12 protein-coding genes and 1 tRNA gene are annotated in these 15966 nt (G+C 51.0%); 6 read left to right on the forward strand and 7 right to left on the reverse strand.

Features of this window, described 5'->3' with window-relative positions:
* The first annotated feature begins 135 nt into the window (after positions 1 to 135).
* Positions 136 to 2628: an autotransporter outer membrane beta-barrel domain-containing protein gene (locus tag ACH1XZ_RS00970; protein ID WP_395593965.1), complete on the forward strand. Its 2493-nt coding sequence runs from the start codon at positions 136 to 138 to the stop codon at positions 2626 to 2628.
* A 74-nt stretch (positions 2629 to 2702) separates the two neighbouring features.
* Here ACH1XZ_RS00970 and ACH1XZ_RS00975 read toward each other — a convergent pair whose 3' ends face one another.
* Entirely contained in the window at positions 2703 to 3179 is a 477-nt protein-coding gene (locus ACH1XZ_RS00975; RefSeq protein WP_395593966.1) for a WbuC family cupin fold metalloprotein, read from the reverse strand.
* 143 nt (positions 3180 to 3322) lie between these two features.
* On the opposite strand from ACH1XZ_RS00975, the gene ACH1XZ_RS00980 reads away from it, so the two are divergent.
* Entirely contained in the window at positions 3323 to 4705 is a 1383-nt protein-coding gene (locus ACH1XZ_RS00980) for a diguanylate cyclase (protein WP_395593967.1), read from the forward strand.
* 85 nt (positions 4706 to 4790) lie between these two features.
* Here the strand turns inward: ACH1XZ_RS00980 and ACH1XZ_RS00985 are convergent, their stop codons facing one another.
* From ACH1XZ_RS00985 to ACH1XZ_RS01005, 5 genes are all read right to left on the reverse strand, one after another.
* On the reverse strand, positions 4791 to 5630 hold the full coding sequence (locus ACH1XZ_RS00985) for an HNH endonuclease (protein WP_395593968.1): 840 nt from the start codon (positions 5628 to 5630) through the stop codon (positions 4791 to 4793).
* Positions 5627 to 6307 (reverse strand): OmpA/MotB family protein, encoded by a 681-nt coding sequence (locus ACH1XZ_RS00990; RefSeq protein ID WP_395593969.1) that lies wholly within the window; start codon positions 6305 to 6307, stop codon positions 5627 to 5629. Before ACH1XZ_RS00990 ends, ACH1XZ_RS00985 begins: the two co-directional genes overlap by 4 nt.
* A 7-nt stretch (positions 6308 to 6314) precedes the next feature.
* Positions 6315 to 7622, reverse strand: a complete 1308-nt coding sequence (locus tag ACH1XZ_RS00995; RefSeq protein WP_395593970.1) for a hypothetical protein — start codon at positions 7620 to 7622, stop codon at positions 6315 to 6317.
* A gap of 465 nt (positions 7623 to 8087) precedes the next feature.
* A tRNA-Arg gene (locus tag ACH1XZ_RS01000) sits at positions 8088 to 8159 on the reverse strand.
* Between the two features lie 76 nt (positions 8160 to 8235).
* Entirely contained in the window at positions 8236 to 9177 is a 942-nt protein-coding gene (locus tag ACH1XZ_RS01005; protein WP_395593971.1) for a formate/nitrite transporter family protein, read from the reverse strand.
* A gap of 287 nt (positions 9178 to 9464) precedes the next feature.
* Here ACH1XZ_RS01005 and mlaA point away from each other — a divergent pair, with 287 nt between their 5' ends.
* Positions 9465 to 10220, forward strand: a complete 756-nt coding sequence (gene mlaA, locus ACH1XZ_RS01010) for a phospholipid-binding lipoprotein MlaA (protein ID WP_395593972.1) — start codon at positions 9465 to 9467, stop codon at positions 10218 to 10220.
* A gap of 63 nt (positions 10221 to 10283) precedes the next feature.
* Here mlaA and fadL read toward each other — a convergent pair whose 3' ends face one another.
* Positions 10284 to 11591 carry a long-chain fatty acid transporter FadL gene (gene fadL / locus ACH1XZ_RS01015; protein ID WP_395593973.1) on the reverse strand — a complete coding sequence of 436 codons (1308 nt, stop codon included), beginning with the start codon at positions 11589 to 11591 and terminating at the stop codon, positions 10284 to 10286.
* Positions 11592 to 11963: 372 nt separating this feature from the next.
* Here fadL and ACH1XZ_RS01020 point away from each other — a divergent pair, with 372 nt between their 5' ends.
* From ACH1XZ_RS01020 to fadJ, 3 genes are all read left to right on the forward strand, one after another.
* Complete coding sequence (locus ACH1XZ_RS01020) at positions 11964 to 12248, forward strand: YfcZ/YiiS family protein (protein ID WP_395593974.1); 285 nt, start codon at positions 11964 to 11966, stop codon at positions 12246 to 12248.
* Positions 12249 to 12434: 186 nt separating this feature from the next.
* Positions 12435 to 13745, forward strand: a complete 1311-nt coding sequence (gene fadI, locus ACH1XZ_RS01025; RefSeq protein WP_395593975.1) for an acetyl-CoA C-acyltransferase FadI — start codon at positions 12435 to 12437, stop codon at positions 13743 to 13745.
* Positions 13745 to 15895: a fatty acid oxidation complex subunit alpha FadJ gene (gene fadJ, locus ACH1XZ_RS01030; protein WP_395593976.1), complete on the forward strand. Its 2151-nt coding sequence runs from the start codon at positions 13745 to 13747 to the stop codon at positions 15893 to 15895. The genes fadI and fadJ overlap by 1 nt, the downstream gene beginning before the upstream one ends.
* Positions 15896 to 15966: the final 71 nt, after the last annotated feature.

Genomic DNA, 15966 nt, shown 5'->3' on the forward strand with positions numbered 1-15966 from the left:
GCAATGGGATGCGTTTCATCATTTAAACATTGACGTAAATACGTCATTGCGGCCCCCTGCGTCTTAATGAAAATAGCCTGATAAATAAATATCAAATGGCAGCAGCACAAAAAGGAAGAAGAGAAGGAGTTTATTATGATGCCAAAACCACTGAAGCGAAAGCCGTTAGCGTTGTGTATCACCGCCGCGTTACTGACGGCCAATTTCTATTGTGTCTCCGCGCATGCCGAAACGTTTATTGCAACCAATACACTCTATTACTATGCGTCCGGGAATGCTAACAATAATAACAGCGATTTCACCAACTATGATGAGGTGAATATCACGACCACCGACAGAGGAACAACCAGCAATGGTCTGAAGGGCTGGGCTATCTACATGAACGGTGAGAACTATAAGTTTAACGATCTTACTGTTAAGACCTCAGGTATGGCTGCGGACGGTATCCACACCAAGAATGGTGGCGGCAATATCGTCATTGAAAACTATAACGCCATAACCAGCGGATTCAGCTCTGACGGTATCAACCTTGGACGGGAGCTTAACGCGAACTATTCCCGCGTGACGGTCAATAATGAAACCAACATTAAGGCGACGGGCATGGGCGTTCGTGCCAACGCCTCAATTAATAACGCCAATGCGGTTGCCACCATCACCCTCAATGGGCCAACAAACGTTGAGACCACCTCAGCAGGTTCTAATGTAGCGGGCTATGCGGTGTATGCCGGCCAGGATACTGAAGCCAGCGGTACGGCGGTGAAAGGCAAGGCGGAAATATTCCTCAATGGCGACAGCACGCTTAAAACGAGCGGCAAGAGCGCGCACGCCGTTTATGCCCGGGCTGCGGGCACCGTGTCATTGGGTAATGTGAATATTTCTGCAATGGGTGACTTAGCCAACGGGCTGTTTGCCTCTTCGTCATCGGCAGGTCAGCAAGCGGCCATTTATCTGGCGAAAGATGCCGTGATTAACGTTGGCACCGGCTCGGCGGTCTATGCCTCCGGCGCCGAGGCGCTGGTGAGATCTTACGATAGAGATAGCGGAGCGGAAGCGGCAGGCGTCTACCTGATAAACGGTAATATCGTTGCCGATAACGATGGGCAGGTTTTGCTGAATATGACGGACGGCAGCGTGTTCACCGGTATCACTAACTCAAATCAGTTGGCCACCTCAGCCACTAATGCCGGGACAATCGCTCTCAATATGGATGGCAGTAACAGCCTCTGGAAAATGACCGGTGATTCAGTGCTGTCCTCACTCACGCTGAATAACGGTACGGTTGAGTGGGCGGGAGCGACGGCGGGAAACGTATTGACTGTGGCTGGCAACTACCAGGGGAACAACGGCCTTCTGCGGATTAATACGGTGCTGGGTGATGATAACTCTGTGACCGATAAGCTGGTGGTGGAAGGGGATACTTCCGGCACCACGTTTGTTGCCGTCACCAATGCCGGGGGCAGCGGTGATAAGACGATTAACGGGATTGAAGTTATCCACGTTGATGGCGCTTCTGACGGCAACTTTGTTCAGTCCGGACGTATTGTCGCTGGAAGCTATGAGTATGCGCTGCGTCGGGGAGAAGGGACAGCGTTTAACCACTGGTATTTGATGAACGCCACCACCACCACGGAACAGCCGGTGCCCGAGAAGTCGACGCTGCGCCCGGAGAGCGGCTCCTATATCGCCAACCTGGCCGCGGCCAACACGATGTTTACGACGCGTCTGCACGACCGACTGGGTGAGACGCAGTATATCGACCGGTTAACGGGGGAGCAGAAGGTCACTAGCATGTGGATGCGCAACGTCGGGGGGCATACGCGCTTCAACGATTCCAGCGGGCAATTGAGTACCCAGAGTAACCGCTATGTGCTTCAGTTAGGCGGCGATATTGCTCAGTGGAGTACCAACGGCCTTGACCGTTGGCATCTGGGGCTGATGGCAGGCTACGGCAATAGCCAAAGCAATACGCGGTCTGATGTGAGCCGTTATCACTCCCGAGGGCAGGTAACGGGCTATAGCGCCGGGATTTATGGTACCTGGTATGCCAACGAAGTGGATAAAACGGGCAGTTATCTGGATAGCTGGCTCCTTTACAACTGGTTTAACAATAAGGTGTACGGAGAGAAACTGGCGAGTGAGAAATACGATTCAGACGGCATTACCGCCTCCGTTGAGGGAGGCTATAGCTTCCTGATGGGCGAACATCGCGACGGGCGATCGACTTATTGGCTTCAGCCAAAAGCGCAGCTCACCTGGATGGGCGTGCAGGCCGATAATCACACGGAAGCAAACGGTACGCGTGTGAAGGGGAAGGGCGACGGCAACCTGCAAACCCGACTTGGACTGAAAGCGTTTATCAAAGGATATAGCGCGATCGATGAGGGGAAGGAACGCGAGTTTCAGCCGTTTGTGGAGAGCAACTGGATCTATAACACGCAGTCCTACGGCGTTGTTATGAATGGTGTAACCAACTACCAGGCGGGGACGCGCAATATCGGAGAGCTGAAAGCGGGCGTTGAAGGGCAGATAGGGAAAAACCTGCACCTCTGGGGGAATGTTGCACAACAGATTGGGGATAAAGGTTACAGCGATACTCAGGCCATGCTGGGCGTGAAGTACGCGTTCTGATATCTGGCGGCGACATGATCACCGCCTTTTTTCTGACACATTGCCCCGCAACAGATGCGGGGCTTTTTAGTGGTTTAGCGGGCAGAATATCGGTCGCCAACCTGCGCCATGGCATACCAGGCCATCAGCTCGGCCGTACCCGCTTCACCTTCAGCCGGAGACCACGGCGCATAATCTTCTTCTGCAACAGGTTGATACGCCCCCTGCTTCACTTCAAAAATCACGCCGCCGTTATCGAGCGATAGCACCGCGTGCCAGGTACCGGCTTCCATTTCCAGCACGGTGCAGGTTTCGCCGAGCACCGCCCGGTGCGTCACCGCACCTTGTTCATCAAAATTCAGCACTACAAAGCGCCCGCTGAGCGGTAGCAGCAGCTCAAAGGTGTGCGGATGGCGGTGTGGGCGCACATAGGTGCCGGGCTCCATGGCAATCGCCAGGCGCTGAACCGGATCGCTTAACTGCGGATGAAAGTTACGGTGCGCGCGCAGGCGAGGGGAGCGTGCGGCGGCGGCACTTTGTTGTTGCATATCGTTACAGGTGATTTGTTTCATCCTGAGGCCCTTGTTAACAGAGGAGATTATGCTCGCCAGATTGCCAGAACCTGGTAGGCAAGAGAAGCACCCGCTTGTGTCTTCCGTCACCAGGGCTCATAGTTGCATTGGTGTTATTTAATTGTTATGTGAGAGAGTTGCCCATGGAGATTTACCTGAAGAAGATGAAGAGCGAATGGCATTCGCTACTTGAGCAGACAGAACCTCACATAAGAGCGTTGGCCGCCGACATTGCGGTGGCAAACGCGCACGCGCTGTGCGACGAGTTTTATAAGGTGGTGCTGGCTGACCCGCATGCTGAAGAGTTTCTCAGCAATGAGCAGGTAGAAAAGCAGCTAAAGAGTGCGCTCGAAAAGTGGATTATCGATATTCTTTCCTGTAAAGAGGAGGATATTGACCGCCTGATTGAAGCTCAGCACACCGTCGCGGAAGTGCATGCGCGCATTGGCATACCGGTTGAACTGGTGGAGATGGGCTTCCGGGTGCTGAAGAAAATCCTCTATCCCGCCATTATTTTTAGTGATCAGGCACCGGCGGACAAACTACAGATTTATCATTTCTCTATCAACAGTATCGACCTCGCGATGGAAGTGATGTCGCGGGCCTTCTCCTTTAGCGAAAGCAGCATGTCGAAAGACGATGAAAACTACCGAATTTTCTCGCTGCTGGAGAACGCTGAAGAGGAGAAAGAGCGACAGATTGCGACATTGCTAACCTGGGAACTCGATATTCTTTATAAAGTCGTCCTTGATGCTGACTTCGGTAATGGTATGCCGCTCAGCCAGTCTGATTTCGGCCTCTGGTTTAACCATAAAGGTCGTCACTATTTCAGTGGTATTGCTGAGGTGGGGCATATTTCGCGGCTGATGCAGGATTTTGACGGCGTGATCCATTCCCTGAGCGCCGAGGGGAAATCACTCGGCAATAAAGGCCAGCGTAATAAATTCCTGATTCAGCTCAGGAGTACGGTATCGCAGATACTGACCCTGTTACGCGAACTTTTTGAAGAGGTCTCCCGCCATGAAGTGGGTATGGACGTCCTGACCAAACTGCTCAACCGCCGATTCTTGCCGACCATCTTCAAACGCGAAATTGCCCATGCTAACCGGGTTGGCACGCCGTTGTCGGCCCTGGTGATTGATGTGGATAAATTCAAACAAATCAACGATACCTGGGGTCATAACACCGGCGATGAGATTTTACGTCGCGTGTCGCAGGTCTTTTATGACAACGTCCGTAGCAGCGACTACGTTTTCCGCTATGGCGGCGATGAATTTGTTATTGTGCTGACCGAAGCGACGGAAACCGACACGCTGCGTACCGCCGAGCGTATCCGCAACCGGGTAGAAAAAACCAAGGTGAAGGCACCGGACGGCAACGATATTCCGCTGTCGCTGTCGATTGGTGCGGCAATGTTTAACGGCCACCCTGACTATGAGCGTCTGATTCAACTGGCGGATGAAGCGCTTTATATCGCGAAAAAGCGGGGAAGAAACTGCGTGGAGATGTGGAAGGCTGGGAAGTAAATTAGCCTGCTGTGGGGGCATCGTTGTAAAAAATAAGCACTTTCATGGGGAATGGAAGTGCCTTTTACTGTTGATATGGCCCATGTTACCTGAGGTTGATAAACGTTTTGTAATCTGGGCTCGCTTTCAGGTGCCCATGTTCAGGTTGTTCCGCGTGGCAGCGAATGCACAGTACCGCCAGATTGGATTCGCGGTTGTCGTTTTTCAGGCCATTACGATGGTGGACATGCAGGAATCTGGCGCGCTCTGGACTAAATGATTGTTCGCATGATTCGCACCGGTGGCCGCGCGTTAGTTTTGTCTGTCTGGCGATATCTGACCAGTTCGACACATAATTATTGAGCGGCGCGGTGGTAGCCGTATACCGGGGTTTTTCTCCGATGAGATCGCGCGGGTAGACGGCAAAAAAATCCGCGAGTGAAAAATCAGTAACGATTCGATGTCGCTCTGCTTGTGGCATGCCGCGCAGGCTAAATCCTTTCCAGCCAATTCGGTCCAGACAGTTCTGACATACGCTAAGCCTGACCATTTTCGAGGTGACTTCATTATCAATGAGGTTGACCTTGAACTCGCCCGTGGTGGTTTGAGCGACAACATAACGATCGAGCCGATTCTCTCTTTTCTTGGTATCGAGCGTGCGGCAAAAGGCCATATGGTATTTTGGCATCCGGTCTTCTCCACCATAGGAGGCGACGTCTCTGATATAAAGCAGCCCTCGATAGCCATGATAAAGAAGCGTGCCATCGTCATGGACGCTGATTTCATCAAGCTCAACGTCAACACCCCCGGTATTAAGCTGTTCGATAATCGATATTTCTGAAAAAACGCGTTCCAGGACAAAGTTATCGGTCAGCGGGGCCCCCATATTTTGACGCAAAGCATTCAGCGGCGCCCAAGCGAGGAAATCAGGTAAACGGAAGCTCATTTTTTCGCTAACTTCCCGGCTATAAGGTCCATTTTCTCACTGGCGTTGGTCACGATACGAAACTCAACACGTTGGTTTGCCGCCTGTGATGACTCTTGAGAAAGAGGGTGGGAGGAGGATAAACCGTTTGCGGTGACGTGCTGAATCAGCCATTTTTCATTGTTCTCTACTTTGGGTAGTGACATCAGAAATTCAAGCGTGCTGCGTGTTCTGGCCTGAGACAGCTCCATATTTTTGAAGTATGCCTCTTCTTCATTTGCAGCACCTCCCCAGAACGCACTAGTATGCCCCTCAATACGAATCTCCTTGACGGCGTCTTTATATTTATCCGACGTCAATAAGGCGATATATCGGGGGAAAAATGCTTCGAGTACCTGTCTGAAACGGGGTCGCAACTCAGATGAACCTGTGGCAAAAAGAACGGAAGGATCGTTAAAACGAATCGTCATATCACCCAGAATTTCAGCGTTCCATTGCTTGAGATCTTTTGCAAATTCCTTTTGTAGCGCTAACTGCAGATCCCGCTTGGTGACTTCATACTCTTTTACGACGAGTGTGGTCGTCTGCTCTACGCGGAGCATAAATGCCGCCGTGAGTAACATAAACACCATCATGAGGCCTGTCATGAGATCGGCCAGCGGTATCCAGTAAGATTGGTTGTTCTGTTCGTATTCCATAATGTTCTCAAGTCGCGGACGCGATTCTCACCACTTCTTTTAAGCGCTCGGTTAATGGGGTGTAGTCGGCGACAAATTTTTCAGACAATGAAGCAAGCTGCCTGCCCAATGTCTCAAGGCTCTTCGTTAACTCTTCCTGCAAACCGGTATCCAGCGCAACGACGCTTTGGTGGATTTTATCCATGGACTGTGTCAGGCCGGTATTCACTTCCGTTTGAGATTTATTGATTGTGTCAATCAGCAGACTTTTTAGAGCGGCGTTAAAGGATTGGCTATGAGAACTAAAATCTTTAACCATTAGGCCTAAATCATCCTGAATTTTTGCGACGCCCAGAGCCATTGCCTCTGTCATTTCATCAATTTTACGAGAGAATTGAGGGGTAACCTCTTTCATCTGCAACAATACTTCGCCCATTGCGCGTTGAGATTGGTCAATTTCCTGATGCTGATGAGCAAGGCCCATGAGTGTTTCTTCTAATGCTTCTGCGGTGTGCGCAAAGCTGGCTGCTTTATCAATAAATGATGCGAGTCCGTTTGATGCATCTTTAAGATCATCCGCAGATGATTTTTGTAGCAACTGCAGTTTATCGAGCTCATCTTTATATTGTTGCTGCCATATGACCAATTTTTCGACACTTTGGTTTAGGTATTTAAAATTGTCCCCAAACTGCTCGTTAATTTGCGAATTAAAATCACTAATGACTTCTCTTAGCGCTTCAACAAGATTACGTGAACCATCTTCGGCCATTTTTTGGGAGAAAGTATCAAAAGCATTGCGCAGAGAACGAAGCTCATCCACTTGCTCCTGTCGCATGAGTTTCATCTGCGTGAGAAGACTACTATCTTCATTACCTGCAAGGCTCTGCTGGAGTGCATAGGTAGCGGCAACGACATCATCCAGGCTGGCGGCTTTTGGGGCTCCTGCTTTTTGCGGCAGTGGACGTTTTTGGAAATAGTGTCTTGCACGGATCAGCAGTGAACCAGCAACGCCACTAAGGGAGGCAAGAAATGCAGTTTTAACCCCTTCAAGCAGATGAGGGACGCTTTCAGCAACGTTCGTTGAATCGAAATGCAGCAGTGAGTGTGCAATACCCGTAAAGCAACCAAGAATACCGATGGTGGTTAAAATCTCCGGGCCGTGGACAATGGCAAATCTATCAAAGCGGATGAGGGTAAAGAATAAAACCAGGGTAATATTTACCAGGACAAAACAGTTTGTTATTGGATCTGAAACAATTGTACTGAAAGTACTCGGTTCAGCTGCGGACGCTACGAAGGGTAAGCATAATAATGCAAAGGATAATATTTTTTTCATTATGATAAAAATTGCTGAGTTTAAGGGTAAATAGCCCCTAATGGGTTACTTATGATTTTTAATAGCATAATACTCGCTGTTATTCTTCATTTTTGCGATATTGTGGCATCCTCTTGATATTATCGTTTTTATGTCAGATGGCCTATGCCAACCGGCAACTGGACTCCGGCAATGTAACCATATATTCAAACTTTCAGTTGGTTATTTGCGAGTTATTTACCTAATGTAAATTTTGTTTGGATGGTTATGTTAATTTTTATTGAATAGGGCAGTATCATCGTAATGAGTTTACACTCGCATATTTATATTTGTCTAATGAATGATCCTCATGGGGAAAACTAAATAATTTAGTATGGTTATTATGTCGGTGTCGAATTATTCGGTGCAGGATCATTTTTCCATTTTCAGGGATTAAGAATGGTGTGGAGGTGTTAACGAACGGATAGAGGAGGGAAGAGTGGTAAGTGTCCCCTGCAGGAATCGAACCTGCAACTAGCCCTTAGGAGGGGCTCGTTATATCCATTTAACTAAGGGGACAAAGTGGCGCCGAGTATAGCGTTTTTTGTCCCCAGGGGTAAGTATATCGCTGTTTAACTGCTCAAACCGTCGCCACTCAAGGATGATTCTTTTCACCTTTTTGCTTTATTTCGTTCTGTTCTGCTTGTAAACGCGCTTTTTCCTTACGCGCATTGCTCATATCGTTGCGAATCTGCGCATGGCTCATCAGGGCGAAAATAAACGTCCCGCCACAGATATTGCCTGCAAGGGTTGGCAGGGCGAAAGGCCAGATAAAATCACTCCAGTGCAGCGTGCCGCTGAAGACCAGATAGAGTATTTCGACTGAACCGACAACAATATGCGTGGTATCACCCAGCGCGATAAGCCACGTCATGAGGATAATGACCACGATTTTTGCCGCCCCGGCAGAGGGAAACATCCAGACCATCGTCGCGATCAGCCACCCTGATATAATGGCGTTTGAAAACATCTCTGTCGGGTTATTCTTCATCACGTCCATGCCGATTTTGGTGAAGGCATCGCGCGTCGGTTCATCGAAAATAGGCATGTACTCAAATGCCCATGCTGCGATGCCCGTTCCGATAATATTTCCAAGAAGCACTACGCCCCAGAGCCTCATCAGTAAACCAATATTCCCCAGGGTAGGTTTTTGCATCACGGGCAGTACGGCGGTGACGGTATTTTCGGTAAAAAGCTGCTGGCGGGCCATAATGACGATGATAAAACCGAAGGTATAGCCAAGGTTCTCAAGCAGAAAACCGCCGGGTACACCATCGAGCTGAACATGAAAAATACCTTTCGCGAGCAACGATGCACCCATCGATAGCCCCGCGGCGATGGCAGACCAAAGCAACGCCATCGCATCGCGTTCCATCTCCTTTTCGCCCTCCTGGCGAATATGTTCATGAATCGCCATGGCGCGGGAAGGGAGCCGCTCTTCATCTACCTCGATTTTTTTCCCTTGCTGTTTTTCTTCGCTTTCTACTGCTAAGTCATCATGGTGGTGACCCATGGTCTCTTTTTTGATTTCATCCATCGCGGTGGTCCTGAATAAGCACGTATAGCCTAAGCGTAGCGGGTTACAGGCAATGCAGGTTTGGCGCTATTCTGAAATACTGGCACTACTGTATAGATTTAATTGGGTTAGGCGGGCAAAGCGCGCCACAGCCCTGTCTTTACCAGGCTATGATAAAATCAACAAAACTTGGCTATATAGACATCGTCCGATGGGCTGTTACAATCGCTCACATCTAAACAGGCGGATACGTAAACGTGCCGCATGGATGGCAATCAGCGATAGCCATAATCAACAGGGAGACATTTATGAAGCTTCGCCTGTCGGCGCTTGCGCTCGGGACGACACTGCTGGTGGGCTGTGCGAGTTCCACTACTGAACAGCAGGGGCGTTCAGACCCCTTCGAAGGCTTTAACCGCACGATGTACAGCTTCAACTTCAACGTGCTGGATCCTTATGTCGTTCGTCCAGTGGCTGTAGCCTGGCGTGACTATGTTCCTCAACCGGCGCGTAATGGCCTGAGCAATTTCACCAGTAACCTGGAAGAGCCAGCAACCATGGTGAACTACTTCTTACAGGGCGACCCGTATCAGGGGATGGTTCACTTTACTCGCTTCTTCCTCAACACCATTCTGGGGATGGGCGGCTTTATTGATGTGGCCGGTATGGCTAACCCGAAACTGCAGCGCGTTCAACCGCACCGTTTCGGCAGCACGCTGGGCCATTATGGCGTGGGGTATGGTCCGTACCTGCAATTGCCGTTCTACGGAAGCTTCACGCTGCGTGAAGACGGTGGTGACTTTGCAGATACCACCTATCCGGTTCTTTCCTGGTTAACCTGGCCGATGTCTATTGGCAAGTGGATGGTGGAAGGGGTAGAAACGCGTGCCCAACTGCTCGACTCTGATGGCCTGCTGCGTCAATCTTCCGATCCGTACATTATGGTGCGTGAAGCCTACTTCCAGCAGCATGACTTTACCGCCAACGGCGGCAAGCTGAAGCCTGAAGAGAACCCTAACGCTCAAGCGATTCAGGATGATCTGAAGGATATCGATTCTGAATAACGAATCGGTGGCAATAAAAAAGGGTGAACAGCATGTTCACCCTTTTTTTATGTTGGCTAACTATCAGAAGCGATAATTGAAGTTAGTACCGAACAGCCAGGCTTTACCTTCGGATTTGAAGGTGTAGTCGCCTTCTTTAATGGTTACGTCCTGACCGTGCATATAGGATGCGCCAAAGTCGAGGGAAGCGTCATCGTTAAAGGCGTAGGTTGTACCTGCGCTAATCCAGAAGCGGTCCTGGTCCGGGATAGAGATTGAACGGTTATCTGCTGGAACCGGGCTATCGTCAAATGCGATACCGGTACGGAAGGTCCAGTTCTTATCGTAGTAGTAGGTGGTGCCCAGCGCGATGCGGTAAGCATCTTTAAAGCCTTCTTCTTTATAGAAGAGCTGCTGGCCGTTAGAACCGGTAGCTTTCAGCTCCTGGAACTGGCTCCAGCTGGTATAGGCGATGCTGTAATGGATAGCCCACTGCGGATCGACGCGGTTATAACCCGAGACTTCCCACATTTCAGGCAGGTTCAGCGTCAGAGAACCTGGGACAGTTCTGCCGTCAGTGCCGAATGGCAGGCCAGAAATGTTTTGCGATGCAGCAAAATTATTCATCTGACTGGTGATTGAGCTCTTATAATCGCCATCAAAGTCAATTTTGACCTCGGAACGATAGGTCAGACCCCAACGGTTGTTCTTATCCAGCTCATAAAGGATACCGGCGTTCCAGCCGTAACCCCACTCATCGCCTTTAAGGTGTGCAATTTGGGAATCCGCACTTGACATGCCTGTTGGGAAAGGTAATGGCAGTGAACCAACAGTAGATGCCAAATCGCCGGCATAACGCTCAATTTTCGCTTTTGCATAAACCGCATCAAAGCCGAGACCGAAGCTCCAACTGCTGTTCAGGCGATAAGCACCGCTCAGGTTCAGGTTTGCTGTTTGCAGGTCGGTTTTACCACCATATGCGCCTGCCGCGTAGTTATCGTTAAACTCAGTTGCAAGACCGTAGTTAGAGGTTATAGAAGCTCCCCAACCAAATTGATCGTTAATTGGCATAACGAAGTGAACGTTAGGTACCCAGGCTGTAGGTGCGATGTTATCTGCGCTAGTGCCTGGTTGTTTACCTTTAATATTTACATCCGGATCGATAAACACCGCACCGATAGAAAACTCCGGGCGGTCGAACATCATAATCAGCGCTGGGTTACGGCTAGCATTACCCGCATCATCTGCGATAGCACCTTCGCCGGAATAGGCACGGCCCAGACCAGAGGCTGAAAATTCATTAAGCTGGAAGCCTGCTGACCAGGCTTGAGTTGAAACAAGTGCCACTGCGACAGCAAGAGCAGACTTCGTATAACGGGTTTTCTGGCTCATGACCATAACCTCATTGAGTTATTTTTATACAAACAATGTTACATGTAGTAACAGAAGCGCGAAGTGTAGGGGCTGGACTACAACAGAGAAATCAGACCAGTGACGAGAGTATAGGTCTGACCAGATGGTATGTTGCAATATTGTTTATTAAGTTTTTCAAAGATGTTGTTTAAAACGAGATCTGGTTGGCAAAAATGCGGGGATGGTCATAGGGTATGAAACACCAATTTTGTTTTAGATCATTTTTAATTGTGATTTCGGTCACTTAAGGGGTTAGATCACATTATCGACTGGAGGCGTAAAGCAGGCGGACGTAAAATAGGCTCATCGTTTATCTGGCACCTTGAGTGCACAAAACAGAGGAAATCTACAATGAGCAAATGTAGTGCTGATGAAACCCCAGTTTGCTGCTGCATGGACGTGGGTACCATTATGGACAACTCCGACTGCACAGCCTCTTACAGCCGTGTGTTCGCAAACCGTGCTGAAGCTGAAGAGACGCTGGCGGCGCTGTCAGAAAGAGCGCGTAACGTAGAATCTGAACCGTGCAAAATCACTGCAAACTTCAAAGACGTTGAAGGCGGTGTGCAGCTGGATATTGATTTTGTCTTCGCTTGCGAAGCAGAAACGCTGATTTTCCAGCTGGGCCTGCGCTAATCACGTCTTTCGTACAACGGCTTTAAATAACGCCCCTGTTACCCGCGTAACAGGGGCGTTTTCTTTTGTTCTCAGTGTGTTTTAGCTCTCAATTTTTTCTCTCCCCGATTGGCTAAGTGTAATAAATTAGTTAAAACTGTTATCAGGTCAGACCACTTAGATTTATTTCTTTAACAGGGGAGAGTTATGAGTCAGGCGTTACCGCTTATCACCCGCCAGGGCGATCGCATTGCTATAGTCAGTGGATTACGTACCCCGTTTGCCCGACAGGCGACCGCGTTTCACGGCGTGCCGGCCGTCGACCTCGGTAAAATGGTCGTGGGCGAAATGCTGGCCCGAAGCGAAATCTCCCCTGAAGTTATCGACCAGTTGGTATTTGGCCAGGTGGTGCAGATGCCCGCTGCGCCAAATATCGCCCGTGAAATCGTGTTGGGTACCGGTATGAACGTGCATACCGATGCCTACAGCGTCAGCCGTGCCTGCGCAACCAGCTTCCAGGCGGTGGCGAACGTAGCCGAAAGTCTGATGGCCGGGACGATTCGCGCCGGCATTGCGGGCGGAGCCGATTCTTCTTCTGTTCTGCCCATTGGCGTTAGCAAACAGCTGGCGCGCACGCTGGTGGATGCGAATAAAGCTCGCACTCTCGGTCAAAAACTCAAACTCTTCTCTCGTCTACGTTTGCGTGACCTGATGCCGGTACCACCGGCCGTCGCGGAGTATTCTACCGGATTGCGGATGGGCGACACCGCGGAGCAGATGGCGAAAACCTATGGCATCACGCGTGAGCAACAGGATGCGCTGGCGAACCGTTCGCATCAACTGGCGGCACAGGCCTGGGCGGAAGGGAAACTGAACGATGAGGTCATGACGGCCTACTCGCCGCCGTACCGTAATCCGCTAGAGCAGGACAATAATATTCGCGCAAACTCTACGCTTGCCGACTACGCCAAACTGCGCCCCGCATTTGACCGTCAGCACGGAACGGTAACCGCGGCGAACAGTACGCCGTTAACCGACGGCGCGGCAGCGGTTATCCTGATGACGGAATCCCGTGCTAAAGAGCTGGGGCTGGTGCCGTTGGGCTATCTGCGCAGCTACGCTTTTACTGCCATTGACGTCTGGCAGGACATGCTGCTGGGCCCGGCCTGGTCAACGCCGCTGGCGCTGGATCGCGCAGGGTTGACCTTCGCCGATCTGACGCTTATCGACATGCATGAAGCTTTTGCCGCGCAGACGCTGGCCAACATTCAGTGCCTAGCGAGTGAAAAATTCGCGCGTGAAGTCCTCGGGCGCAGCCACGCCACGGGCGAGGTTGATGAAAGCAAATTCAACGTCCTGGGTGGGTCAATCGCTTACGGTCACCCATTTGCGGCGACGGGCGCACGCATGATCACCCAAACGCTAAATGAACTGCGTCGTCGCGGTGGTGGCTTCGGGCTGGTGACCGCCTGTGCGGCAGGTGGACTCGGTGCGGCAATGGTTCTGGAGGCAGAATAATGGAGATGAAATCCGCATTTACACTCACCGTGCGCCCGGACAACGTGGCGGTGGTGACCATTGACGTGCCCGATGAAAAGATGAATACCCTGAAGGCCGAGTTTGGCGGTCAGGTACGCGCTATCCTTAAGCAAATCAGAGAAAACAAAGCGCTACTGGGCGTAGTACTGATTTCCGCAAAACCGGATAACTTTATTGCCGGGGCTGATATCAACATGATTGGTCGCTGTCAGAGTGCCCAGGAAGCGGAGTCCCTCGCGCGTCAGGGCCAGCAGGTCATGGCTGAAATTCAGAGCCTTTCTATCCCCGTGGTGGCGGCGATTCATGGCGCCTGTCTGGGCGGAGGGCTGGAGCTGGCGCTGGCCTGTCATGCGCGTATCAGTTCTGATGATGGGCGGACGGTGCTGGGGCTACCGGAAGTACAGCTCGGCCTGTTACCGGGGTCGGGTGGCACTCAGCGTTTACCGCGTTTGATTGGCGTGAGTACGGCGCTGGATATGATCCTCACCGGCAAGCAGCTTCGCGCCCGTCAGGCGCTGAAAGCGGGGCTGGTGGATGAAGTGGTGCCGCACTCAATCTTGCTTGAGGCTGCTGCGGAGTTAGCGCGCAAGTCGCACCATGACCCTCGCCGCCTGCCGGTTCGTGAGCGTATTCTGGCGGGGCCGCTGGGGCGCAATTTACTGTTTAGTATGGCCGCCAAAAAGACCGCGCAAAAGACGCAAGGTAACTACCCGGCGACGGATAAAATTTTAAAGGTTATTGAAACCGGCCTGGCGCACGGGCTTAGCAGCGGTTATGAGGCTGAAGCACGCGCCTTCGGCGAGCTGGCCATGACGCCGCAGTCAAAAGCGCTGCGTAATATCTTCTTTGCCAGCACCGATATCAAAAAAGATCCCGGCGCTACCGTGGCACCGGGTCCATTACGTTCTGTGGGCGTGCTGGGCGGCGGGCTCATGGGCGGGGGCATTGCCTATGTTACGGCGATAAAAGGCAAACTGCCGGTTCGTATTAAAGATATTAATGCCAATGGTATTAACCATGCGCTGAAATACAGCTGGGATCAGCTTGAACAAAAAGTGCGTCGCCGCCATATGAAAGCGGCGGAGCGTGACGCCCAGTTGGCGCTGATTTCCGGTAGCACCGATTATCGCGGTTTCGCTCATCGTGACCTGGTGATTGAAGCGGTATTTGAAGATTTATCCCTTAAGCAGAAGATGGTTGGCGAGGTTGAACAATATTGCGCACCTCACACCATTTTTGCCTCGAACACCTCATCTTTACCGATTGGCGATATTGCCGCCTTTGCACAACGGCCTGAGCAGGTCATCGGGCTCCATTTCTTCAGCCCGGTGGAAAAAATGCCGCTGGTGGAAGTGATCCCTCATGCAGGCACCTCGGAGCAGACCATTGCCACCACGGTGAAGCTTGCCAAGAAACAGGGAAAAACGCCGATTGTGGTGGCAGATAAGGCGGGATTCTATGTAAACCGCATCCTCGCGCCCTATATCGCTGAAGCCATGCGCATGCTGGTGGAAGGGGAGAGCGTTGAACATATTGATAATGCACTGGTTAAATTTGGTTTTCCTGTCGGGCCCATTCAGTTGCTCGATGAGGTGGGAATAGACACCGGGACAAAAATCCTGCCTATTCTTGAAACCGCTTACGGCGAACGTTTCAGTGCGCCTGCAAGCCTGATTCAGGCGATTTTGAATGACGATCGCAAAGGCAGAAAAAATGGTCGCGGTTTCTATCTTTATGGGAAGAAAGGGCGTAAAAGCAAGAAACAAGTTGATAGCGCGGTCTATTCCCTACCGGGAATGGCGGCTCGGCATAACCAATGCTCCGCAGAACAGGTTGCGGAACGGTGCGTGATGCTGATGCTCAATGAAGCGGCACGCTGTATGGATGAAGGTATCATCCGCAGCGCACGCGACGGCGATATCGGCGCAGTCTTTGGCATTGGTTTTCCACCGTTCCTCGGTGGCCCGCTCCGCTATATGGATTCACTGGGCGCGGGTGAGGTAGTTGCCCGGTTGCAACGATTGGCTACCCAGTATGGCTCGCGATTCACCCCAAGTGAGGCACTTTTACTTCGGGCAGAGCGCGGCGATACCTTTTGGCCAGGTGATGAAACAGTTTCACCGAACTGAGGTCAAAGAGTGTGATCCCAGATGAAATGCGCGGTTTTTGGTTATTTTGTAAACGGATGTTGACTATACTT

It is taken from the genome of Kluyvera chengduensis, assembly GCF_044197065.1.
Lineage (GTDB): Bacteria > Pseudomonadota > Gammaproteobacteria > Enterobacterales > Enterobacteriaceae > Kluyvera > Kluyvera ascorbata_C.